This is a genomic window from Microbacterium sp. NPDC058021 (assembly GCF_042885955.1).
Taxonomy (GTDB): domain Bacteria; phylum Actinomycetota; class Actinomycetes; order Actinomycetales; family Microbacteriaceae; genus Microbacterium.
This window is the reverse complement of sequence record NZ_JBHVRF010000003.1, coordinates 215,911-237,148: the sequence shown is the minus strand read 5'-3', so window position 1 is coordinate 237,148 and position 21,238 is coordinate 215,911. Positions and strand designations below refer to the sequence as shown.

General features: G+C 71.5%; 24 protein-coding genes. 10 read left to right on the top strand and 14 right to left on the bottom strand.

Annotated features, from left to right (window positions below; all coding sequences use genetic code 11):
- Positions 1-26 precede the first annotated feature (26 nt).
- Positions 27-1,055, bottom strand: a complete 1,029-nt coding sequence (locus ACFVR6_RS07935; protein ID WP_386960924.1) for a sensor histidine kinase — start codon at positions 1,053-1,055, stop codon at positions 27-29.
- Positions 1,052-1,711, bottom strand: coding sequence for a response regulator transcription factor (locus ACFVR6_RS07930; protein ID WP_386960921.1), 660 nt, complete (start codon positions 1,709-1,711; stop codon positions 1,052-1,054). The genes ACFVR6_RS07935 and ACFVR6_RS07930 overlap by 4 nt, the downstream gene beginning before the upstream one ends.
- 44 nt (positions 1,712-1,755) lie before the next feature.
- Here ACFVR6_RS07930 and ACFVR6_RS07925 point away from each other — a divergent pair, with 44 nt between their 5' ends.
- On the top strand, positions 1,756-2,013 hold the full coding sequence (locus tag ACFVR6_RS07925) for a DUF4190 domain-containing protein (RefSeq protein ID WP_386960918.1): 258 nt from the start codon (positions 1,756-1,758) through the stop codon (positions 2,011-2,013).
- A 44-nt stretch (positions 2,014-2,057) separates the two neighbouring features.
- On the top strand, positions 2,058-2,390 hold the full coding sequence (locus tag ACFVR6_RS07920) for a hypothetical protein (RefSeq protein WP_386960915.1): 333 nt from the start codon (positions 2,058-2,060) through the stop codon (positions 2,388-2,390).
- 12 nt (positions 2,391-2,402) lie between these two features.
- Here ACFVR6_RS07920 and msrA read toward each other — a convergent pair whose 3' ends face one another.
- Together msrA and ACFVR6_RS07910 are read right to left on the bottom strand one after the other, a co-directional pair.
- Positions 2,403-2,945, bottom strand: coding sequence for a peptide-methionine (S)-S-oxide reductase MsrA (gene msrA / locus ACFVR6_RS07915; RefSeq protein WP_386960912.1), 543 nt, complete (start codon positions 2,943-2,945; stop codon positions 2,403-2,405).
- Positions 2,946-3,109: 164 nt separating this feature from the next.
- Complete coding sequence (locus ACFVR6_RS07910) at positions 3,110-4,243, bottom strand: helix-turn-helix transcriptional regulator (protein ID WP_386960909.1); 1,134 nt, start codon at positions 4,241-4,243, stop codon at positions 3,110-3,112.
- Positions 4,244-4,395: 152 nt separating this feature from the next.
- Between ACFVR6_RS07910 and ACFVR6_RS07905 the strand changes: the two genes are divergently transcribed.
- Together ACFVR6_RS07905 and ACFVR6_RS07900 are read left to right on the top strand one after the other, a co-directional pair.
- Positions 4,396-5,769: an FAD-dependent oxidoreductase gene (locus tag ACFVR6_RS07905; protein ID WP_386960905.1), complete on the top strand. Its 1,374-nt coding sequence runs from the start codon at positions 4,396-4,398 to the stop codon at positions 5,767-5,769.
- Positions 5,770-5,934: 165 nt separating this feature from the next.
- Complete coding sequence (locus ACFVR6_RS07900; protein WP_386960902.1) at positions 5,935-6,321, top strand: PPOX class F420-dependent oxidoreductase; 387 nt, start codon at positions 5,935-5,937, stop codon at positions 6,319-6,321.
- A gap of 9 nt (positions 6,322-6,330) precedes the next feature.
- Here the strand turns inward: ACFVR6_RS07900 and ACFVR6_RS07895 are convergent, their stop codons facing one another.
- The gene (locus tag ACFVR6_RS07895; protein ID WP_386960899.1) at positions 6,331-6,771 is read right to left on the bottom strand and encodes an ester cyclase; all 441 of its coding nucleotides are present in this window, start codon (positions 6,769-6,771) and stop codon (positions 6,331-6,333) included.
- A gap of 80 nt (positions 6,772-6,851) precedes the next feature.
- Here ACFVR6_RS07895 and ACFVR6_RS07890 point away from each other — a divergent pair, with 80 nt between their 5' ends.
- A complete protein-coding gene (locus tag ACFVR6_RS07890; protein ID WP_386960896.1) occupies positions 6,852-7,469 on the top strand; it encodes a TetR/AcrR family transcriptional regulator in 618 nt (205 codons plus the stop codon).
- 74 nt (positions 7,470-7,543) lie between these two features.
- On the top strand, positions 7,544-8,830 hold the full coding sequence (locus tag ACFVR6_RS07885; RefSeq protein ID WP_386960893.1) for a M18 family aminopeptidase: 1,287 nt from the start codon (positions 7,544-7,546) through the stop codon (positions 8,828-8,830).
- Positions 8,831-8,852: 22 nt separating this feature from the next.
- Here ACFVR6_RS07885 and ACFVR6_RS07880 read toward each other — a convergent pair whose 3' ends face one another.
- The 3 genes from ACFVR6_RS07880 to ACFVR6_RS07870 form a co-directional block, all read right to left on the bottom strand.
- Positions 8,853-9,347: a tetratricopeptide repeat protein gene (locus ACFVR6_RS07880; protein ID WP_386960890.1), complete on the bottom strand. Its 495-nt coding sequence runs from the start codon at positions 9,345-9,347 to the stop codon at positions 8,853-8,855.
- Between the two features lie 28 nt (positions 9,348-9,375).
- Complete coding sequence (locus ACFVR6_RS07875; protein ID WP_386960887.1) at positions 9,376-9,984, bottom strand: putative glycolipid-binding domain-containing protein; 609 nt, start codon at positions 9,982-9,984, stop codon at positions 9,376-9,378.
- 291 nt (positions 9,985-10,275) lie between these two features.
- A complete protein-coding gene (locus tag ACFVR6_RS07870) occupies positions 10,276-10,641 on the bottom strand; it encodes a DUF2834 domain-containing protein (RefSeq protein ID WP_386960884.1) in 366 nt (121 codons plus the stop codon).
- 118 nt (positions 10,642-10,759) lie between these two features.
- Here ACFVR6_RS07870 and ACFVR6_RS07865 point away from each other — a divergent pair, with 118 nt between their 5' ends.
- Positions 10,760-11,374 (top strand): PadR family transcriptional regulator, encoded by a 615-nt coding sequence (locus ACFVR6_RS07865; RefSeq protein ID WP_386960882.1) that lies wholly within the window; start codon positions 10,760-10,762, stop codon positions 11,372-11,374.
- A gap of 8 nt (positions 11,375-11,382) precedes the next feature.
- Entirely contained in the window at positions 11,383-13,119 is a 1,737-nt protein-coding gene (locus ACFVR6_RS07860; RefSeq protein ID WP_386961680.1) for an ABC1 kinase family protein, read from the top strand.
- Positions 13,120-13,143: 24 nt separating this feature from the next.
- Here ACFVR6_RS07860 and ACFVR6_RS07855 read toward each other — a convergent pair whose 3' ends face one another.
- Together ACFVR6_RS07855 and ACFVR6_RS07850 are read right to left on the bottom strand one after the other, a co-directional pair.
- On the bottom strand, positions 13,144-13,503 hold the full coding sequence (locus ACFVR6_RS07855; protein ID WP_386960879.1) for a nuclear transport factor 2 family protein: 360 nt from the start codon (positions 13,501-13,503) through the stop codon (positions 13,144-13,146).
- A 91-nt stretch (positions 13,504-13,594) separates the two neighbouring features.
- Positions 13,595-14,929: an HNH endonuclease signature motif containing protein gene (locus ACFVR6_RS07850; RefSeq protein ID WP_386960876.1), complete on the bottom strand. Its 1,335-nt coding sequence runs from the start codon at positions 14,927-14,929 to the stop codon at positions 13,595-13,597.
- A gap of 143 nt (positions 14,930-15,072) precedes the next feature.
- On the opposite strand from ACFVR6_RS07850, the gene ACFVR6_RS07845 reads away from it, so the two are divergent.
- On the top strand, positions 15,073-15,885 hold the full coding sequence (locus tag ACFVR6_RS07845; RefSeq protein WP_386960873.1) for a MerR family transcriptional regulator: 813 nt from the start codon (positions 15,073-15,075) through the stop codon (positions 15,883-15,885).
- A gap of 32 nt (positions 15,886-15,917) precedes the next feature.
- On the opposite strand, the gene ACFVR6_RS07840 is transcribed toward ACFVR6_RS07845, so the two are convergent.
- From ACFVR6_RS07840 to ACFVR6_RS07825, 4 genes are all read right to left on the bottom strand, one after another.
- The gene (locus ACFVR6_RS07840; protein ID WP_386960870.1) at positions 15,918-16,829 is read right to left on the bottom strand and encodes an aggregation-promoting factor C-terminal-like domain-containing protein; all 912 of its coding nucleotides are present in this window, start codon (positions 16,827-16,829) and stop codon (positions 15,918-15,920) included.
- A 297-nt stretch (positions 16,830-17,126) separates the two neighbouring features.
- The gene (locus tag ACFVR6_RS07835) at positions 17,127-18,164 is read right to left on the bottom strand and encodes a lactonase family protein (protein WP_386960867.1); all 1,038 of its coding nucleotides are present in this window, start codon (positions 18,162-18,164) and stop codon (positions 17,127-17,129) included.
- A 99-nt stretch (positions 18,165-18,263) separates the two neighbouring features.
- Entirely contained in the window at positions 18,264-19,136 is an 873-nt protein-coding gene (locus tag ACFVR6_RS07830) for a MurR/RpiR family transcriptional regulator (protein WP_386960864.1), read from the bottom strand.
- A complete protein-coding gene (locus ACFVR6_RS07825) occupies positions 19,136-20,182 on the bottom strand; it encodes a serine hydrolase domain-containing protein (protein WP_386960862.1) in 1,047 nt (348 codons plus the stop codon). The genes ACFVR6_RS07830 and ACFVR6_RS07825 overlap by 1 nt, the downstream gene beginning before the upstream one ends.
- A 110-nt stretch (positions 20,183-20,292) precedes the next feature.
- On the opposite strand from ACFVR6_RS07825, the gene ACFVR6_RS07820 reads away from it, so the two are divergent.
- Positions 20,293-21,237: an N-acetylmuramic acid 6-phosphate etherase gene (locus ACFVR6_RS07820; protein ID WP_386960859.1), complete on the top strand. Its 945-nt coding sequence runs from the start codon at positions 20,293-20,295 to the stop codon at positions 21,235-21,237.
- Position 21,238: the final 1 nt, after the last annotated feature.

Genomic DNA, 21,238 nt, shown 5'->3' with positions numbered 1-21,238 from the left:
ATTCATAGCCCCGTGATCGAGGACTGTCAGAGGGGATGCCGCGCTGCGTGCCTGCCGCGCGCCGGCAGGGTGAGGAGGAAGGTCGAGCCCTGCGGGGACGACGCTTCGAGTTCGACCGACCCGCCGAATCGGGTGGCGATGTCGTGCACGAGAGCCAGCCCCAGACCGAATCCGGACTGCCCCGACGGTGCCGTGGACCGGGCGAAGCGTTCGAACAGGCGGGCGGGGTCGATGCCGGTGACACCGGTGCCCTGGTCGATCACGCGGATCTCCACGCGGCGCCCGGCGGGGCGCGCGGCGATGCGCACGACGGCGCCGGCGGGGGAGTGGCGCACCGCGTTGTCGAGCAGCGCGATGAGGGCACGCGTCAGGGCGGCGCGGTCGGCGCCGGCATCCAGGTCGGGTGGGGCCTCGATGCGGATCGCCACCTGCCGCTCGGTTGCGCGCGGGCCGATCACCGCCGCGGCATCCTGTGCGGCCGCCGCGACCGGGGCGACGGCGGTGTCGTCGCCTTCGCGGGCTCCGGCGCTCTCGGCGCTGATGAGCAGATCGGTGAGTGCGGCGTCCATCACGGCGGCATCCCGACGGAGGTCGGCGAGCACCTCGTCGACGTCGCCCCCGCGCTCGGCGCGATGCTGGGCGAGCTGGATGCGGCTGGTGAGCGTCGTCAGGGGCGTGCGCAGCTCGTGACTCGCGTCGGCGACGAACGCGCGCTGCACGCGCAGCGCCTCGGCCAGCGGCAGCGCCGCGCGTTTGGAGGCGTACCAGGCGATGAGCCCGAGGACGACGACGCCGACGACGCCGAGGGTGATCGTGATGGGCACGACCTCGTCGAGGTCGACGACGCGCACCGCCGGCCCGCCGCGCCCGCCGCCGCCGTCGGGCCGGGGACCGCGTTCGGGTCGCGCCGTCGCGATCATGACGGTGACGGTGACGGCGGTGATGACACCGACCACGGCCGCCGACGCGAGCGCGACCCAGAGCCCCGCCCGCAGCGCCGCCCGGTCGACCCGGCGGCGGTCGGCGGCGATCGCCGCGTCGGTGCGCGCGTTCATCGTGGGGTCCCCGCGCGGTACCCCCGCGCGCGCACGGTCTCGATGATCTCGGGGGTGGACTTGCGCCGGATGTAGTGCACGTACGTGTCGACGGTGGCGCCGGAACCGCCGGGGAAGACGCTCGCGATGATCTCGTCGCGGGTGAAGACGTGCTCGGGGCTGGAGGTGAGCAGCTCCAGCAGCTCCGTCTCGGCGGGGGTCAGCGTGATGCGGCCGGCGGCGGGCGAGTACAGGGCCTGGCTGGCGGGGGTGAACACCCAGTCCCCGATCTCGCGGCGGTCGCCCGGGCCACGGCCGCGGCGCAGAGCCCGCAGGCGGGCCCGCAGTTCGGCGAAGTCGAACGGCTTGACGAGGTAGTCGTCGGCGCCGGCATCCAGCCCGCTCACCTTGTCGTCGACGGCGCCGAGGGCGGTGAGCATGAGCGCCGGCGTCGTGATGCGGGCGGTGCGCACCGCCTCGAGCAGGTCGACCCCCGACATGCCGGGCAGTCGACGGTCGATGACCATCACGTCGTAGCGACGGCCCAGTGCCAGGCGCAGCCCCTCTTCGCCCGTGGATGCCACATCGATCTCGTAGTCGTCGGCGAGCACTTCGGCGACGATCGACGCGATGTCGGACTCGTCCTCGACGTAGAGCAGTCGGGGCTTGTGGTCCATCCGCTCAGGGTAGGAGAGCGCAGTGATGTCGGGAAGGGCGTCGCATGCTCGCCACTATCGCCAACTGGGTGTTTCCCCGCATCGCGCCGATGCACCCCGCGGTCTTCCTGGGGCTCGTCGCGCTGGCGGCGGTCACCCTCGGTCACCTGGGTCTGCGTCGCTCCCGCGAACTCGGTGGCGCCGGCCGCGGGTGGGCGCTCACGGGCATGGTGGTCGGCTACATCATCTTCGCGATTATGGCGGCAGGGCTGCTGATCCTCACGCCGGCCTACAGCACGACCTCGGTCGTGATCCACCCCTGAGGCAGCTCGCGCCGGCGACGAGGCCGGACCCTAGGCTGGCGCGCATGTCACTGCTTTCGATCGTCCGCTCCGCCGCCGGGGCCGCCCTGCTTCTCAATGCCGTGCCCCACGGGGTCAAGGCCATCCAGGGAGAGCCGTTCCCATCGCCCTTCGCGAACCCGCCCGGAGTAGGCATGTCCCCACCCGCGGCCAACGTCGTATGGAGCGCCATCAACGCCACGCTCGGATCGCTGCTGATCGGCCGCGGCGTGCGCACCGTCGGCGAACGCATCGCCGCGGGGCTCGGCGCGCTCGGCATGGCGTTCGTGCTCGCGGCGCAGTTCGGGGACGTGATGCGCGGCGGCACGGGATTGGCCGGCCGCCGCGCGAAAGGGTGACGCGATCGCGGGTCAGCTGACCGCGGCATCCCGCTTCGGCAGCACCCAGCCGGGACGCACGAAGTGGCACGTGTAGCCGTGGGGGATGCGCTGCAGGTAGTCCTGGTGCTCGGGCTCGGCCTCCCAGAACGGGCCCGCGGGCTCGATCGTGGTGACGACCTTGGCGGGCCAGATCCCCGAGGCATCCACGTCGGCGATGGTGTCGCGCGCGATCTGCTCCTGCTCGGGGGTCAGCGGGAAGATCGCCGAGCGGTAGCTCGTGCCGACGTCGTTGCCCTGGCGGTTGAGGGTCGACGGGTCGTGGATCTGGAAGAAGAAGGCCAGGATGTCGCGGTACGTCGTCTGGGTCGGGTCGAAGACGATCTCGACCGCCTCGGCGTGGCCCGGGTGATTGCGGTAGGTGGCGTGGTCGTTCTCGCCGCCGGTGTAGCCCACGCGCGTGTCCAGCACGCCGGGCTGGCGACGGATGAGGTCCTCGACGCCCCAGAAACAGCCGCCGGCGAGCACGGCGGTCTCGGTGCCGGGGGTGCGGGTGATGGCTCCGGTGTCAGTCATGATGCGTGCTCCTCGTGCTGTCGTGTCAGCGGCCCGGTGGGACCGTTGCAGTATTTCAGCCCCGGCCGATGTCGGGGCGGTGCCGGTCATAGAGAGCAACGGATGCCGGGCCTGTTTTGGTCCCGCGAACCTGGGAGCGGGCTTCGAATCGGGCCCGACCGGCGTCACGGCGCCGAGGCCTGCCAGCCGCCGATGCCGAGTTCGGTGCCCGAGCGGGTGACGAACTGGTCGAAGTACACCCGCGACACGAGTTCGCCGCGGCTGGTCACGCCGGCCTTCTCGAAGATCGACTTGAAGTGGTCCTGCACGGTGTAGGGCGACAGGTGCAGCGCGCCGGCGATCTCGCGGGTGTCCGAGCCCCGCAGCACCATCCCGACGACCTCGCGCTCGCGCGCGGTCAGCCCGAACGCCGCGGCCACCAGATCGATCACCTCCTGCGGGCGCGCCTGTTCGATCGTGACGACCACGTCCCCGGCGCGGTCGCCCATGCCGCCGAGCGGAGCCGCGTGCAGCACCAGCCAGCCGCCGTCGTGCCGCCGGGCGCGCACCCGCGGGATGCTGTCGCTCGTGCCACGCGCCACCCGTCGCGCCGCGCTGACCAGTGCCTGCACCGAGACGAGCGGGTCGCCCATGCCGGGCGCCACCGACAGCTGTCGCAGATGCTGCTCGGCGGCGGGGCTCGACTGCACGACGCGGTCGTGCGCGTCGACGACGATGACGGCAGGGCCGGTGGATGCCGCGTCGTGCTGCCGGCTCTGCTGCGCGAGAAGGCCAGTGCGGAAGCCGCGCGTGAACGCCGGCGCCACGGCGGCGATGAACGCGATCTCGGCGGGGGAGAACGGGGAGTCGTCGCTGCCGCGGAACAGCGCGAACGCGCCCCAGGCTCCCGTGCGGTCGGTGAAGAGGGCGCGTGCCTCGTCGTGGAAGTCGAAGCGAGGCCGCAGCAGTCGCGTCATCCGCGGCGACCGCTCCACCGCGCCGGCGGTCGCGTCGTGCAGGCCCAGGGAGACCTCGCCGGCAGCCAGCATGGCGGTGTAGGCGGTGGGATCGTCCCCGGCGTACTCGATCTGCGCCCACAGGATGTCGCCCTCGTTGCGGCCGGTGAGAGCGCCGAGCTTCGCCGTACTCGAGACCATGGCCGTTGCCGGATCGAGGGTCGACAGGCAGGCCGCGACGAACGGCACCGCCGTCTGCAGTGCCGCCGCCGCCTCGTCGGCGAAGTCCAGCAGCGGCAGACCGGCGCGCGACATCACATCGATGTCGCTGCGGGCGCGACCCAGCGCGATCGCCGAGGCCATGCAGATCAGTGTGAACCCGCGCGGTCACGCGCGCCATCCCCAGGTATCTGGGGGTGCCGAAGTCCCTCCTGCACTGGGATGGTGGGCGTCGCGGGGCGCTCGGCAGACTCAGCGACGACCTCCCACTCCCGACAGATCGGACGGCACCCGCCATGACCGTGCAAGACCTTCCCGTCGACACCCGCGCCGCACAGCTGCGCGAGGCTCTCGGCGACCGCATCGTGCTCGCAGGCGATGCCGACTACGACACCGCCCGACTCGCCTGGAACCGGGCCTTCGACCAGCGTCCGTTCGCCGTCGCCCGCCCCGAGAGCGCCGAAGACGTCGTCGCCGTGGTGCGCGCGGCCACCGCCGTGGGTCTGCGGCTCGCGCCGCAGTCGACGGGGCACGCCGCCGGCGCGCTCGCGGGGTCCGACCTTTCCGACGCGGTGATCGTGCACCTTGCGCGGTTGCGCGGAGTGAGTGTGGACCCCGTCGCCCGCACCGCTCGCGTGCTGGGCGGTTCGCAGTGGAACGACGTGCTCGCCGCGGCGGCGCCACACGGGCTGACCGCCCTGCACGGCAGCGCCGGCGACGTCTCGGTGGTCGGCTACACGCTCAGCGGTGGCGTCTCCTTCTACGGGCGCGCCCACGGTCTCGCCGTCGGCAGCGTGCGGGAGGTGCAGCTGGTCACCGCCGACGGCGCGCTCGTGCGGGTCAGCGCCGACGAGCACAGCGAGCTGTTCTGGGCGGTGCGCGGTGGAGGGGGCGCGTTCGGCGTGGTCGTCTCGGTCGAGATCGACCTGCTGCCCTACGCCGATGTCGTGGCGGGGATGCTGCTGTGGGACGTGTCCCGCGCCGGGGAGGTCGCGCGCGCCTGGGCGCAGTGGACCGCGAGCGCGCCGGAGAGTGCGACGACGTCGCTGCGCATCCTGCATCTGCCGCCGCTGCCCGAGCTGCCACCATTCCTCAGCGGCCGGTCGCTGGTCGTGATCGACGGGGCCATCCTCGAGACGGATGCCGCGGCATCCGAGATGCTCGAACCCCTCCGTGCACTGGCACCCGAGATGGACACGTTCGCGCGCATCCCCGCCGCTGGGGTGGTCGAGATCCACATGGATCCGCCCGAGCCCTCGCCCGCGGTCTCGATGCACGCCGTTGTCTCGGCGCTGCCCGTGGAGGCGGTGGACGCGTTCGTCGCAGCCTCGGCGACACCGGGACTGTTCGTCGCGGAGCTGCGACACATCGGCGGCGCGTTCGCCCGCCCCGCGGAGGGCGGTGGCGCGGTGTCGGCCATCGCGGGCGAGTACGTCGCGCAGGGGATCTCGATCGTGCCGGCAGCCGAGCTCATGCCGGTGATGGATGCCGCCGTGCGCGCGGTCGTCGCAGCACTCACGCCGTGGCACGCCGACGCCGTGGCACTGACCTTCATCGATGTGGCCGACGTCGACCCGGCCGCCGCCTACGGCGCGGGGCTGGAACGGCTGCGGCGGCTGAAGACCGAACACGACCCGCGCGGGGTGTTCGTCGCGGCGCGGCCTGTCTAGGGGGAGCCGACGCCGCGTCCTCGTGGGGACGGGGAGCGGGTGGGGGCGGCCGCGGGGCCGCCCCCACCGTGTTTCGGCGTGAATGTCACGTGCGGGGGCGGATGCCGCAAGCGAGCGGATGCGCGCGTGGTGCGGCATCCGTTCGCGGCGGGTGACAATGGTCGGGTGCCCCCTGTGTTGAGCGACATCGCCCAGTCCGAGTTCGTGCTGCTGACGACATTCCGCAAGACGGGCGTTGCTGTGGGCACGCCGGTGTGGATCGCCCCTGATGGCGATGACCTGCTGGTGACGACCGGCGGCACGTCAGGCAAGGTCAAGCGGCTGCGTCACACGGCGCGCGTCACCCTCACCCCCTGCGACGCACGCGGCAAGGTGGCCGACGGTGCGCCCACGGTCGAGGCGACGGCGGTCGTGCGCGACGACGACGAGACCATGGCCCGACTCGACCGGGCGTTGAAGGCCAAGTACGGCATGAAGTACACGATGCTGCGTGCCGGACAGAAGCTGCGGCGCGGCGGCTCCACTGGTTCGGTCGCGCTCGTCGTCAGCTGACCGCTCTGGTCACTCTCCGGCCGGAGTGAGACGCCCGAGCCGCACCAGGATCTCGAACCGGTCGGGCACTCCCCAGTGCTCGACGATGCGTCCCTCGTGCACCCGCGCGATGTCGATCACCGTGAAGCTCACCGGCCGTCCGGTCGGCGGCCCGAGGAACGGGCCGGTGTTCGTCGCGGTCCCCTCCGCGCGCACCCACACGATGTCGTCGTGCTCGGCCCAGTCGGCGACGGTGAAACGCAGGTCGGGCATGGCGCGATGCACGTCGGCGATGCCGCGCTTGACCTTCGCGATCGCATCGGCACCGGTGCCCGAGAGCCCGAATTGGTGCTCGATGAGATCGGGCGAGCACAGCTCGTCGACGATGTCCTGATTCCCCGCGGCGAAGCCCTCGTGCAGCATGCGCTCGAGCACCTGCAGTGCGGTCGACTGCGTGCGTGTGGCATCCATTTGGTCCCCCTTGGATTCTGCAGTTGAAATGCAGTCAATGCAGTAACACTGCAACGAGTGCAGTAGCTAGTGTTGCTCTCGTGGAGAGCGACGTCAAGACCCCCGGCTCGTCGTACCGGCAGGAGCAGGCGACGGCGACGCGCGTGCGCATCGCCGAGGCCGCGCAGCGCCTGTTCGCGCGCGATGGCTACGCCGCAACGAGCATGGATGCCATCGCGAAAGAGGCCGGCGTCGGCAACCGCACCGTCTACGCCGCGTTCGGTGCGAAGCGCGAGATGCTCAACCTGATCTGCGAGCGCTGGCTCGAACGCGCCGACGCGCGGGGGCGCGCCCGCGCCATCCTGGGCGAACCCGATCCGGTGACCCGCGTGCGGGGCGCGGCGACCTGGCTCACGGTGCTGTACTCGACGGACTTCGATGTCGTGCTCATCCTCGATTCCGCGATCGATGAGGATGCCGACACGCGTGCGCTGCTGCGTACGAAGCTGCGTGGCCGCAACCGTGTGATGGACGAGATCGTCGCGTCGGTCGCGAAGGATCTCGTCCTTCCCCTCGCCGATGCGCAGGCGATCTACCGGGCCTTCGCGGCCCCCGGGGTCTACGGGGCGCTGGTGGTGGATTCGGGCTGGGAGCCGGAACGGTTCGAGCAGTGGCTCGCCGGCATGCTGGTGACCCAACTGCTCGGCGACCCCGCCTGAACGCGCGGGCGCACCGAGCGCCAAGGCCGCGAACTACGATCGAAGCACCGCCCGTCGTCCCGAGGAGTCCTCCCGTGCCCGCAGTCGCCGATGCGCTCGCCCATGCCGAAGACCTCGCCGCGTTCGTCGCGGCGTCGCCCTCGAGCTTCCACGCCGCCGCCCATGTCGCGGCGCGGCTGACGGATGCCGGTTTCACCCTGCTGAGCGAGGACGAGCCGTGGCCCGCCGTGCGCGGCGGCCGCTTCGCGGTCGTGCGCGACGGCGCCGTGATCGCCTGGGTCGCGCCGGAGGGTGCGACCGGGCAGACCCCGGTGCGGGTGTTCGGCGCGCACAGCGATTCGCCCGGCTTCAAGCTCAAGCCGCAGCCCACGACCGGCAAGCTCGGCTGGCTGCAGGCCGGGGTGGAGATCTACGGCGGTCCGCTGCTGAACTCGTGGCTCGACCGCGAGCTGCGCCTGGCCGGACGGCTCGTGCTCGACGACGGCTCGTCGGTGCTCACCGCGACCGGGCCGCTGCTGCGGCTGCCGCAGCTGGCGATCCATCTCGACCGCGAGGCCAACGACCACCTGGCCCTCGACAAGCAGACCCAGACGCAGCCGGTGTGGGGCCTGGGTGAGGCGGATTCCGCCGATCTGCTGGGCGAGTTGGCGCGCGAGGCCGGGGTGGATGCCGCGCGCATCCGCGGCTACGACATCGTCACCGCCGACGCGGCACGCGGAGCGGTCTTCGGGCTCGATGACGTGTTCTTCGCCTCCGGGCGCCTCGACGACCTGGCATCCGTTCACGCCGGCGTCGCCGCGCTGGAGCGCGCGGCCGACGGCTTCGACGCCGACCACATCGCGATGCTCGCGGTGTTCGACCACGAAGAGGTCGGCTCGGGCACCCGGTCGGGGGCGGCAGGTCCCTTCCTCTCCGACGTGCTCGAGCGCGTGTGGCTCGGCCTCGGCGCCGACCGCGAGCAGCAGCTGCGCGCGCTCGCCGCCAGCTGGTGCGTCTCGAGCGACGTCGGGCACGCGGTGCACCCGAACTATCCGCACAAGCACGACCCCGTGGTGCAGCCGAAGCTGGGCGGCGGCCCGATCCTCAAGATCAACGCCAACCAGCGTTACGCGACGGATGCCGTCGGCGCGGCAGCCTGGAACGGTTGGTGCGACGCGGCCGGTGTGGTGTCGCAGGAGTTCGTGTCGAACAACGCGGTGCCCTGCGGATCGACGATCGGACCGATCACCGCGACCCGCCTCGGCATGCGCACCGTCGACGTCGGCATCCCGATCCTGTCGATGCACTCGGCCCGCGAACTCGCCGGCGTGAGCGACCTCTGGGACCTGCAGCGCGTGGCGGAGGTCTTCTTCCGCGGATGAGGTGCGGCGCCCCGTTTGGGGCCTACGTCGTGGGTGGCTCGGTGAGCGCCGCCGCGTAGGCGCGCACCGACCGGTTGTAGGTCGGGAGCGAGGGCTCCATCGCCTCGATCGCGACGCGGAGCGCCTCGTCGACGCGACCCGCGCTGTGCAGCGCAAGCGCCAGGAACACCGCCGGCGCGGCGCCGACGGCTTCGTGCGCGGGCGCGTTCTGCAGCAGCGCGATGGCCTCGTCGATGCGCCCGAGATTGCGCAGGGTGGAGGCGTGCTGGATCACGATCCGTGCGGCGCGCGCCTCATCGATCATGGCGAGCCCCGCCGCCGTCGCCGCGGCGTACTGCTCATCCGCCTCGGCTTCATGCCCGGCGGAATCCAGTGCCCCACCGACTTCGAAGGCGGCCAGGGCCGGGTGCGGCGCGGCATCCGCCAGCGCGCGCATGCGCACGATGCGGTCGTCGTCGCTGATCTCGTCGTCGGCCCACACGTCCGCGACCTGGCGCTCCCACTCGTCGGCAGTCATCCCGCCAGCGTATTGCGGCCCGGGCGCGTCAGGCGTCGGCCGAGACCCGCCACGCGAGGCCGGGGTAGTCGATCACCATGCCGTGATGGTCGACCGTGATGTCCGAGGTGAACTCGCGATCACCGCTCGCGTAGCGCACCATCCGCTCCCCGCCGGGGCTGCGCGAACTATAGATCTGCTCCTGGCGGCTGACCTGCAGCGACGGCACGTCGACCCACGCCATCGCGAGCGACGTCTCGTCGCGGTCGGCGCGGTGCAGGTTGAGGCGGCGGATCGGCATGACGTTGGTCACGGGGCACAGGCCCAGGTCGCAGTCGACGGCATCCGAGAGGTCGACGTCGGCCCCGATGCCGGGGCTCGCGAGGTCGACGGTGCCCGTCTGGGCGACGGTGGAGCGCCATTCGCCCTCGCGGCTGCGACGGAGATCCAGTGAGCGTGACCACCCCTTGCCGAGCGAGCGCACCCGCAGGTGGTCGGTGAGCCAGCCGTCTCCCACGTCGAGCGTCCACGACAGGGTGTAGCGCCGGGTGACGGAGGAGCCGTGGGCCCGCATGCCGGAGTCGCGGAACCGCACGTAGGCGGTGTCGACACGCGACGGGTCGTTCTCCCCGCGCCACTGAAATCGCTCACTGTCCACTCACTGTGTCTACCTCGCCGCTCCCGCCGCGGCAATGGGTTGCGCGTGGCGCGGGTAACGGTGGGACGCCCGGCCGGTCACGCCCGGCGACACGGTGGTTGCCCGGTTCGCGCCCCGAACGGGGGCGGGGGTGGGTGCGTTGCCCGGTTCGCGCCCCGAACCGAGGCGGGGGTGGGTGCGTTGCCCGGTTCGCGCCCCGAACCGGGGTGGGGGTGGGTTGGGTGCCCGGTTCGCGCCCCGAACCGGGGTGGGGGTGGGTTGGGTGCCCGGTTCGCGCCCCGAACCGCGGGGTCAGCGGGCGCGGGGTGCGGGCGTGGCATCCATCGTCTGCAGGCGGCGTTCGCGCATCGCGAGGAACAGCGGGAACGTGAACGCGAACGCCGTCACCGCCGACAGCACGATGTACAGCCACGCACGCCGCATGCCGAGGCGGCGGGCCTCGGTGACGATGAGCACGCATCCGGCGACGGCGACGACGAGGAGATCCACCCCGATCGAGCCGACGGCGGGCCCGCCACCGAAGATGTCGCCGAGGTAGTCGCGGCCGGCGACCACCGACCACGCGTTGAGGGCGAACGTGATCACGAGGCCCACCAGCGCGAGCGCGAGATAGGTGAGGGCGAGGGGCGTCCAGCGTGGCATCCGGGGCGTCGTCATGGCGGCATTGTCCTCCCTGGGAAGCACGTGTGCGAGCCGTAGGGACCCTGTTGCGTTCGACGTGAGCGATATATCGTCAGCTATCGGTGAGACTCGCCGACGACGAAGGGGGACCATCATGAGCGGTTCATACACGGGCGGTTTCGGACAGAGCGGACGCGGTGGCTTCGGGGGAGGTCCCGGCGGATTCGGCGGCGGCTCGCACGGATTCGGCATCGGCGACCTCGGACAGGGCATGTGGGATGCCGTCGACCAGCTGCGGCGCACCTTCGAGCAGCGGCCCAGTGGCACGAGTCGCATGGGACGTGGCGACGTGCGCATCGCGGTGCTCAGCCTGCTCGCGGAGCGGCCGATGCACGGATACCAGATCATCCAGGAGATCGAGGAGCGAAGCGGCGGCTCGTGGAAGCCCAGCGCCGGCAGCGTCTACCCGACTCTGCAGCTTCTGGCCGATGAAGGGCTCATCACGGCGGAGGAGGCCAACGGCCGGAAGACCTACGCGCTCACCGAGGCAGGACGCGCCGAGGCGGATTCCGTCGCCGGCAAGTCCGCACCGTGGGAGGGCCAGTCGAAGGAGAACGCCCGCATGACGGCGCTGCCGAAGGCCGGCATGGAGCTGGCTCAGGCCGCGGCGCAGGTGGGCCGGTCCGGGAACCCCGAGCAGGTTGCAGAAGCGGTCGAGGTGCTCAACGAAGCCCGTCGCAGGCTGTACGCGCTTCTCGCGCAGGGCTGAACGGCGTGATGGCGCAGCGCCGGGACGCGCGCACGGACGGTCCCGGCGACGGTGTCACGCGTGCGCGCTACCGGCGCATCCTTCGGTTCGCCGCGCGTGCGCTCGTGCAGTCGTGGTGGTTCGAACTGTTCCTCCCGCGGTTCGGTTTCGCGCGCTTCGTCGCCCGGGGACGCGCCGCGCGCATGACCCGCATCGCCCGGCGCTTCCACGTGCTGGCGGTCGATCTCGGCGGCCTCATGATCAAGGTCGGGCAGTTCATGTCCTCGCGCCTGGACGTGCTGCCGCCGGAGATCACGAAGGAACTCGAGGGGTTGCAGGACGAGGTGCCGCCGGTGTCGTTCCCCGCCATCCGGGCGGCCGCCGAAGCCGAACTCGGGATGCCGCTGGACCTCGCGTACGCGTCGTTCGACGAGGTGCCGGTCGCGGCGGCATCGCTCGGCCAGGCTCATCGTGCCCGGCTCACGGCGCTCGACGTCGAACTCACCGGGTTCGAGGACGTCGTGGTCAAGGTGCAGCGTCCCGGCATCCAGCAGATCGTCGATGTCGACCTGCTGGCGCTGCGGCGCGTGGCGCGGTGGCTGAGTCGCGTGCAGGTCGTGGCGCGCCGCGTGGACATGCCCGCGCTCGTGGAGGAGTTCGCGGCGACGAGCATGGCCGAGATCGACTACCTGCTCGAAGCGGGCAACGCCGAGCGTTTCGCCGAGAACGCCGCCCGCGAACCGCGCGTCACCGTGCCCGAGGTGGTGTGGGAGCGCACGACCCGTCGGGTGCTGACCCTCGCCGACGTCACCGCGATCAAGATCAACGACGTCGACGCGCTCCGCGCCGCCGGCATCGACCCCTCCGACGTGGCGCACACGTTCGCCGCGGTGATGTTCGAGCAGCTGTTCGGCGATGGGTTCTTCCACGCCGACCCGCACCCGGGCAACATCTTCGTCACCCCGGTGGGCGAGCCCGGCGCGGCGGATGCCGCGGGGTCGCGTCCGTGGCGGCTGACCTTCATCGACTTCGGGATGATGGGTGAGGTCACCCCGACCCTCCGCCGCGGCTTGCGCAAACTCGTCATCGCCGTGGCGGCGCGCGACGGGAAGGGGCTCGTCGACAGCATCCGTGATGTCGGGGTGCTCCTGCCCTCGGCGGACACCCGCGAACTGGAACGGGCGATGACCCAGCTGTTCGCGCGCTTCGGCGGGATGGGCTTCGCGGAATTGCAGCAGGTGGACCCGAAGGAATTCCGTGACTTCGCTACGGAGTTCGGCGACGTCGTGCGGGAGATGCCGTTCCAGCTGCCCGAGAACTTCCTGCTCATCATCCGGTCGATGTCGCTGGTGTCGGGGGTGTGCAGCTCGTTGGAGCCCGGCTTCAACATGTGGGAGGCGATCGAGCCTTACGCCGGACGACTGATGCGCGACGAGCGCGGCAACCTCGTGCAGGACGTCGCGCGGCAGGCGGCGTCCACCGCGGCGATCACCGCGGCGCTGCCCCGGCGGATCAACGACGTGATCGAGCGGATCGACGAGGGGCGCCTCGCGGTGGAGACCCCGCGCCTCGACCGACGACTGGCGCGCCTGGAGCGTGCGGCCCGGCGCATCGTCTCGGCGATCCTGTTCGGTGCGCTGTTGGTGGCCGGGTCGATCGTGAGGCCCGCCGAGGAGGTGTTCGGCACGGTGTTGATGGTCGCATCGGTCGTGCCGCTCGCGCACGCGCTCTTCGCGGGCGTGATGGGTTCGCGCGGACCGTCGTAGGCCGAGGGGCGCGAGGCGAGCGGGTCAGCCGGCGGTGGGCTTGTGGCGCGGCATGAACCACTCGACGAACTTCTTCGCCCGCCCGTCGGGCGCGAAGTGCACCTCCCAGAGGTTCACGTACGAGGTGTCGCCCGGGTAGTCGATCGAGCCGCTGATGATGCCGAGCCGGTCGTTCTCGATCAGCACCGACAGGTCGTGTCGCGGATCGGCGCCGTCCGACTCTGGCCAGGCATCGAGGATCGCGTCGATGCCGCGCGCGGGCTCGGCGTCGTCGGGCCGGAACCAGTACTCGGCATCCTCGGTGAAGAGGGCGCGGACGTCGTCGGGATGCTCGGACTTCCAGGCGGCGGTGTAGCCGTCGAGCCAGGTGCGTGTTCTGCTCATGCGTACGGTCTACCCCGGGGTGCGGACACCGGGCAATGGCATCCGCTGCCGCCCGTCGCTTTCGTGGCCCCTGCCCTCTCCAGCGCCGGGATCAGAACGGAGCGGCGTCGAGCTCGGGCTCGGTCGCGAAGGCGACTTCGCTGACGGGGCGGTCGATGTAGGTGCGGCCGGTGGGCGAGGTCCACTCGAGGATGCCACCGGGCAGCTGCACCACTCGCCACGCAGAGTTGTGTTTGCCGGTGTGATGTCGTTCGCAGAGGTGGGCGAGATTTCGCCGGTCGGTCGGCCCGCCCTCGGCGTACGCGATGGTGTGGTCGATGTCGCAGAGGCGTGCCGGCATGCGGCAGCCGGGGAAACGGCAATGCTGATCGCGCGCGCGGAGGTAGCGTCGCATCTCCTCGCTGGGTCGATAGCGGTCGACTTCGAGGACGCTGCCGGAGATCGGGTGTGTGAGGATGCGGTCCCACCCCGGCGCGTCGGCGGCGAGCAGGCGCGCGGTGGTGCCGTCGATCGGGCCGTGTCCGGCGAGCATGGTGGCGTCGAACGGGTCGGCCGCGGAGTCGCTGATGAGGCTGAGCACCGGAACCGTGACCTGCACATTCGCGCGGATCGCCCTCAGGCCACCATCGGGGACGGACAACGACGACGGTTCTGCGGTGAGCAGCAGATCGCTGAGCACGTCGGCGCGCAGTTCATCCAGCCTGCGTGCGTCGGGTGTGACGTCGGCAGCGAACAACGCGTCTTCGTCGGCTGCGTCGCGGGTCGACTGCGCGAGGCGGGCGAACTGCGACAACCGGTCGAGAGCGCCGTGCGCGAGCACCGCGGGGAGGATCGCGGTGAGCTCGGCCATGCCGTCGGCGAGATCGTTGACGAAGACCCGGCGGCCGAGGCGCGCCTGCCGATGACGCTCGTCGAAGGTGGTCTCGGCGTACCACTCGGCGCGGCGGCGAGCGATGGGTGCCAGCCGCGTGGCAGCCTCGCTCTCGGCGTAGGGGAGGACGGAGTCTTCGTACTCCCCGCGAAGTTCATCCCGGGTGATGAGTGCGCCGTGGGTGACGATGATGCGCGCGTGCGCGAGCGAGATGCGCCCTGCTTCGAGCGATGCGAAAGTCGCGGGGTAATCGTGGACGAGGGTGGCGGCGTCGCCGATCTGCCGCTGCACGGTGCGGTCGCTGACCCGCCAGGCGGCGGCGATCTCGGATGCGGCGATGCGGTGCGGCATCTCGGCCTCGGAGCGGCGCTGCAGGCCGGCATCCGACACCCAGTCGTCGATGATCCCGCTCGTCTGCGCCAGCAGTCGTGCCTCGTGCGCCTGGAGCCGGGCCATCTGCTCCCGCACCCCGATGAGGTCGGGCAGCACGTCGCCGAGCCGCCCGACGGCGCGCGCGGCGGCCTCGTCGGCGGGGAGGTATCGGCTGTCGTGCATGGGTCCATTGTCGCGCAAGCCCCCGACATTACTTCGAGAGAAGGCGGGGTCTGTGGAAAACTCCCCCGTAGAGATGTTCCATCCACGCCTCTGACGAGATGCCGAATTGACTCTCCCGCTGGGGGAGACGGGATGCTGGACTCATGTTGAGTATCGGTGAGTTCGCGGGCGTGACAGGACTGAGCGTCAAGGCGCTGCGGCACTATGACGAGAAGGGGGCGCTCGCGCCGGCCGACGTGTCCGACACATCGGGCTATCGGCGGTACGACGAGCGTCAGGTGCGCGATGGAGTGGTCGTGAAGACCCTTCGGGATGCCGGAGTGCCGTTGCCTGCGGTCGCCGACGCTCTGGCGGCGGGCACCGCGCTCGACGTGCTCGAGGCGCATCGGCAACAGGTGCTCGCTGCGCGGGATGCGCAGGACCGCGCACATCGGGATGCGCGTGCGGTGCTGCAGGCGCTCGCGATGCCCGTGGACGTCATCGAGCGTGACATGCCCGCGCAGGCGTTCGTGGCGCGGGCGTTGCCCGTCGCCGCAGACGCGATCGACGACCTCGGCGACGAGGCGGCGAACGCCGTGTTCGAGGAGCTCTACGGGCTGGTCGAGGCGTCCGGGCTCGGGCCGACCGGGGGATTGTGGACGGCGATCCGCACGGCCGATCGCGGGGCGGTCGAGGTCCTGTGCTGCTGGCCGACCATGACGGAGCCGGAGGCCGGCTGGGGTGGGGACGGCGTCATCGTGCGCACTCTGCCCGCGCGTCGCGAGCTGACAGCGATCTGGCGGTCCGCCGACGAGCTACCCGGAGGCGCCGTGCATCCGGCGGCCGTCGCGCTGTTCGACGCGTTGGGCGAGCGTCGCATGCAGACGGCGCCGTTCGAAGTTCGACAGAGCGTGGTCGCCCAGGCAACGGGGGAGTTCGCCGTTCACGTCTCGGTGAGTCTGGCGGGCGAGGACTGACCCCGGCGATCGCGCCGGACGCGCGGGCGGGATCAGTACCAGCCGACGGACTGCGACTGACCCCACGCGCCGCACGGCGTGCCGTAGCGGCCGGAGATGTACCCGAAGCCCCACGCGATCTGGGTTGCGGCGTTGGTCTGCCAGTCGGCGCCGGCCGAGGCCATCTTGCTGCCGGGCAGTGCCTGCGGGATGCCGTAGGCGCCGCTCGAGCGGTTGTGCGCCTGGTAGTTCCAGCCGGACTCCTTGTTCCACAGCGACACGAGGCATCCGAACTGGTCGTCGCCCCAGCCGTAGCCGGCGAGCATCGATCGTGCGGTCGCCTGCGCATCGGCCGGGCTGCTGCCGCCCACGGCGCCGCCGGTGGCGTACACGGGGTTCGACGCAGCGGCACTGGACGAACCGGACGAGCCGGACTGGGCAGCCGTGGCCTCGGCGGCTGCTGCGGCCTCGGCGGCGACGCGGGCCGCCTCGGCGGCTGCCGCTTCGGCCGCGGCCTTGACGGCGACCGCGGCGTCGAGCTGGCCGCGCAGGCCTGCGGCCTGCTCGGTGACCGAGGAGGCTTCGGCCGTCACGGCGTCGGTGACCTCGTCGAGATCCGCGAAGGGCAGGGCCTGCACGCGCTCGAGCTGCTGCACCGACGACTCGAGGGCGGCGGTGTCGACCGTCGTCACGGGGGTGCCGATGTCGAGCCCGGATGCCGCGATGTCCGCGGTCACCGTGGTGGATGCCGTCATGGCGGCGGCTGCCGCATCGCGAGCGTCCTCGGCGGCAGAGGCGACGGTCATCACGGATGCCGTCTCGACGGCACCGGCGTGCAGGGGGGTCGTCGACGAGGCGAGCACGAACGAGGGCGTGGCTCCGGAGGCCTGTGCGGTCGAGGTCGAGGCGCCGGTGATTCCGACAGCGGCCACGAGGCCCACGGTCAGAGTGGCCACGACCAGCATCGGGCGGCGCTGAATGCGTCGTTCGGTGCGGCGGGTGGTGCGACGATCGGGCAGAGACGTGGAGGCAGAAAGCAAAAGAGAACCGGTTCCGTATGTCGAGGGCGCGCCGGTCGGTGGCGCTGGAATCCGCTTCGGGGCGGACGCAAGTGCCCCACTCTGGTTGCTGTTTCTGGACGGTTCCGGTGCGTTACCTGAACGTTACCTGGCAGCAGGCATCGGAAAAAGGCCAGATCGCGGGCTCCAGAGGCCCCTCGCTAGGGCCTTCTCGGCGCCTTCCCGAAGGCCGGATCCGCGCCTCTAGACGAACCGTACCCAGTTGGCTCCGGCGCCCGTCTCCGCTCGCTGCAGCAGCTCCAGCCGGTCGCCCGCCACGGCGTACAGCGACACGGTCGTCGAGCGCTCGCCGGCCGCGACAAGGTAGGCGCCGTCAGGGCTCACGGCGAATCCGCGCGGCTGCGGCTCGGTCACAGTGAAGCGCTCCGGAGCCGAAACCGAGCCGTCTTGGGCGACCGCTACGGCACCCAGCGTGCTCTCGGTGCGCTCCGACGCCCACAGCCGTCGGCCGCCGTCGGAGAAGTGGAGGTCCGCGCCCCAGATGAAGTGGTTCGCCATCGGGTCGGCTCCGAACTCGCTGTGACCCAGATCCTTCGTTGTGTCGAAGGCCGTCGTGGCATCCGTCAGTGTGAGCGCGCCGGACTCGACGTCGCGCGTGAAGTGCAGCACCTCGCCCGAGAACTCGGTGAGCACGTACACCGCGTCCTGGGCGTCGTTGAACACGAGGTGACGCGGCCCACTCCCGGCGGGCGCTGCCACCGTCTCGGGGTCCAAGGGCACCAGGGCGAGGTCGTCGGCGAGGGCGTACTGCGCCACGAGGTCTGCGCCCAGTGAGACGAAATAGGCGAACCGGCCGTCGGCGCTGGGGAGGACGGAGTGCAGGTTCGGGAACTCGATGCGCGACACCGGCTCGCCCACGACGCCTTCCACGACGGGGCAGCTGATGCCGAAGCCACCGCTGTACGAGGCGCCGAGCAGCCCGGTGCCGTCGCGGGTGAGGGCGAGGTAGTTCATGCCGCCGCCTGCGAGGTCGCGGGCGCTCTGCGGCGTGAGGCGCCCAGTTTGTCGGTCGAGCGACAGCGTGAGGATGCGCGACGGCTCCCCGTCGCCGCCCTTGACACCGGCGTAGACGAGGTCGCGCGCCGCGTCGACGGCGAACGTGGAGCACCCGGTGAGGCCGTCGGTGACGGCGAGGCGCTCGAGCGCGCCGTCTGCGAGACGGAAGGTGCTGAGGGAGCCGTCACCGGCATTGGCGACGAGGACGAGGCGCGAGTCGGTCATGCCTCGATCGTAGGGGCGCCGGTCCTGCGGATGCCGCTGGTTGACAGCGCCCCGCGGCCACGCCCTCAGGTGAACGCGTGCATGCGCATGGCGGTGACGCTACCGTCCGCCATCCAGCCGGTGCGCCTGGACGGCGTCGTAGGTGCGGCGCAGCAGCTCGCCGGCGCGGTCCATCTCGCGCTGCAGCAGCCGCACCACGACGAAGTCGACGATCGCCATCTGTGCGAGGCGGCTCGACATCGCCCCCGTGCGGTAGCGCGACTCGCGCGCGCTCGTGACCAGCAGGTGGTCCGCGACGTCGGCGATGGGGGAGTCGGGGTGGTTCGTGATCGCCACGGTGGTCGCCCCGCGCTCCCGCGCCACCGCGAGCACCTGGTTCGCCTCGAGCGTCTGGCCGGTGTGCGTGACGGCGATGGCGACCCCACCGGGCCCGGTCAGGGCGAACGACGTCAGCGCCAGGTGGGCATCCGACCAGCAGAAGGTCGGGACGCCCACGCGGTGCAGCTTCAGCTGGAGGTCCTGCGCGGTCAGTCCGCTCGATCCGGCCCCGAAGACGTCCAGGCGGGTGGCGCCGCGGATCGCGTCGACCACGGCATCCAGGGCGTCGAGGTCCAGCCCGCGCGCGGTCTCCTCGATCGCCCGCGCCTCCTGATACGCCACCTTCGTCACGACGTCGAGAGCGGAGTCGTTCGCTTCGATCTCGGCATCAGCCACGCGGAACAGCTCGCGCGCCGCCTGCTCGCGGCTGTCGGCCGCGGCGATGGCCATGCGGAAATCCTTGTAGCCGTCGAACCCCACCGCGCGGCAGAAACGCGCCACAGACGCAGGGGAGGTGCCGGCGAGGGCGGCCAGTCGCGTGATGGAGGATTCCACCACGATCGAGGGGCGGTCGAGGATCACCTCCGCGATGCGCCGCTCGGCCTTGGACAGCGACGGCATCCGCTGCCGGAGGGAGACGAAAACGTCGGTCATCACTGGTCTCCCCCTGCGGCCGCGGCGTCGGTGACTCGGCGACGCATCGTCGTGATCGCGTCGGCCGGGGTGCGCAGCGGATGCACCCGGTTGGTGAGGAATACTACCGACCGCCGCCCGCCCGGTCGGGTGGCCAGAGCGGTGCCGGTGTAGCCGGTGTGGCTGACGGCCCTGCGTCCGAAGCCCCGCGCCCAGGATTCACCGATCCGCGGCCCGAGCGCCTGTGCGTAGCCGTCGGCGGCGACGGCGACCGGGGAGGTCATCGCGCGCACGACGGATGCCCGTAGGGCGCTTCCTCCCGGCGGCAATCGCAGGGCTTCGGCGAGGCGGAGCAGGTCGCGCGCAGTGCCGAACAGTCCCGCGTTGCCCACCACCCCGCCCAGGGCCCAGGCGGTCTCGTCGTGAACCTCGCCGTGCACCATGCCGCGCGGCGGATCGGTCTGGAACTCGGTTGCCGCGACCAGCGGCCGCAGGTTCGAGCCCGGTGCGAAACCGGTATCGGTCATGCCGAGCGGGGTCAGCACGTGGCGCTTCGCGAGCACGTCGAGGCTCGCCGCCCCCAGCGCCTCTGCCGCGAGACCCGCCCAGATGTACCCGACGCACGAGTAGCGGTGCCCGGTTCCCGGCGCATCGACCGGCCGGGCTTCGGCTCGGAATCGCGCCGCACCCGGGTCGGGGGTGCGGTCGTGCCACTCTGCGGCGAAGCCGGCGGTGTGGGTGAGCGGCTGAGCGACGGTGATGCGCCGCAGGGCGGGGGTGTCGAACTCGGGAAGGATGCCGACGACCGGCACCGCGGCGTCGGCTCCGCGCTCGTCGAGCAGGGTGAGGAGGGTCGCGGCGGTCACGAGCTTGGTCAGCGAGGCGAGGTCGAAGCGCGTCGCGGCATCCGTCGGGCGCCCCGTCTCGACTGCCGGAACGCCCGGGGCATCCCACGTGCGGGTGTCACCCACGGCATGTTCGGCGACGATCTCGCCGTCCACCGCGATCGCCACCACGGCGGCGGAGAACACGCGCTCACGCATCCCGTCCTGGAGGACCCGTTCCACGGCCGTCATGTTTCGCACATGAAAAAAATAATCGACATCCTTTGATCTGGCGACAGTTATGACCATACTGGGCTTCGACCACCCCGATGACGTGAAGGATGCGCCGGCCGATGCCCACGCCACCCCTGGCCCCCACCGAGCTGCGGCTTGCGGCCTCCACCGACCTCGACGCCCTTGCGAGCGTCGACGTGCTGCGGTTGCTCAACGACCAGGACCGCGTGGCCGTGGACGCCGTCGCAGCCATCCTGCCGCAGCTGGCGGAGGTCGTCGACATCGCCGCCGAGCGCTTCCGTCGCGGGGGAACCGTGCACTACTTCGGCGCCGGGACGTCGGGGCGGCTGGGCGTACTGGATGCCGCCGAACTGCTGCCGACCTTCAACCTGGAGCCCGGCCGGGTGGTCGGGCACATCGCGGGCGGACACGTCGCGCTCGTGAACGCCGTCGAGGACGCGGAGGACTCCGACGCCGACGGCCGCGCCGAGGCGGCGGGCCTGGGCCCGGACGACCTCGTGGTCGGGCTGGCCGCGAGCGGCAACACCCCGTACGTCGGCGGCGCGCTCGCCGCCGCCCGCGAAGCCGGCGCCTACACGGTGCTGGTCTCCAGCAACCCGCACGCCGCCCTTGCGCCGCTCGCCGACGCGAACATCGTCGTCGACACCGGCGCCGAGGTGCTCACGGGGTCCACCCGGCTCAAGGCGGCGACCGCCGAGAAACTCGTGCTCAACGGTTTCTCCACCGCTCTCATGGTCGCCGTAGGGCGCACCTGGTCGAACCTCATGGTGTCGCTCGTGGCCACCAACGCCAAGCTGCGACTGCGCACCGTGCGGATCCTCCGCGAGGCCACCGGTCTCGACGACGAGGCTGCGCGGGACCTCCTCACGATCTGCGACGGCGAACTGAAGCCCGCGATCGTCGCCTCCCTCGCCGACATCGCGCCCGAGCGTGCGCGGTCGCTGCTCGAGGCGCACGACGGCTCCGTACGCGCGGCGCTCGCCGCGGCATCCACCCCATCCACCCTCCGCTCCCCGAATCCTGAGCAGTCCCGCACACCTTAAG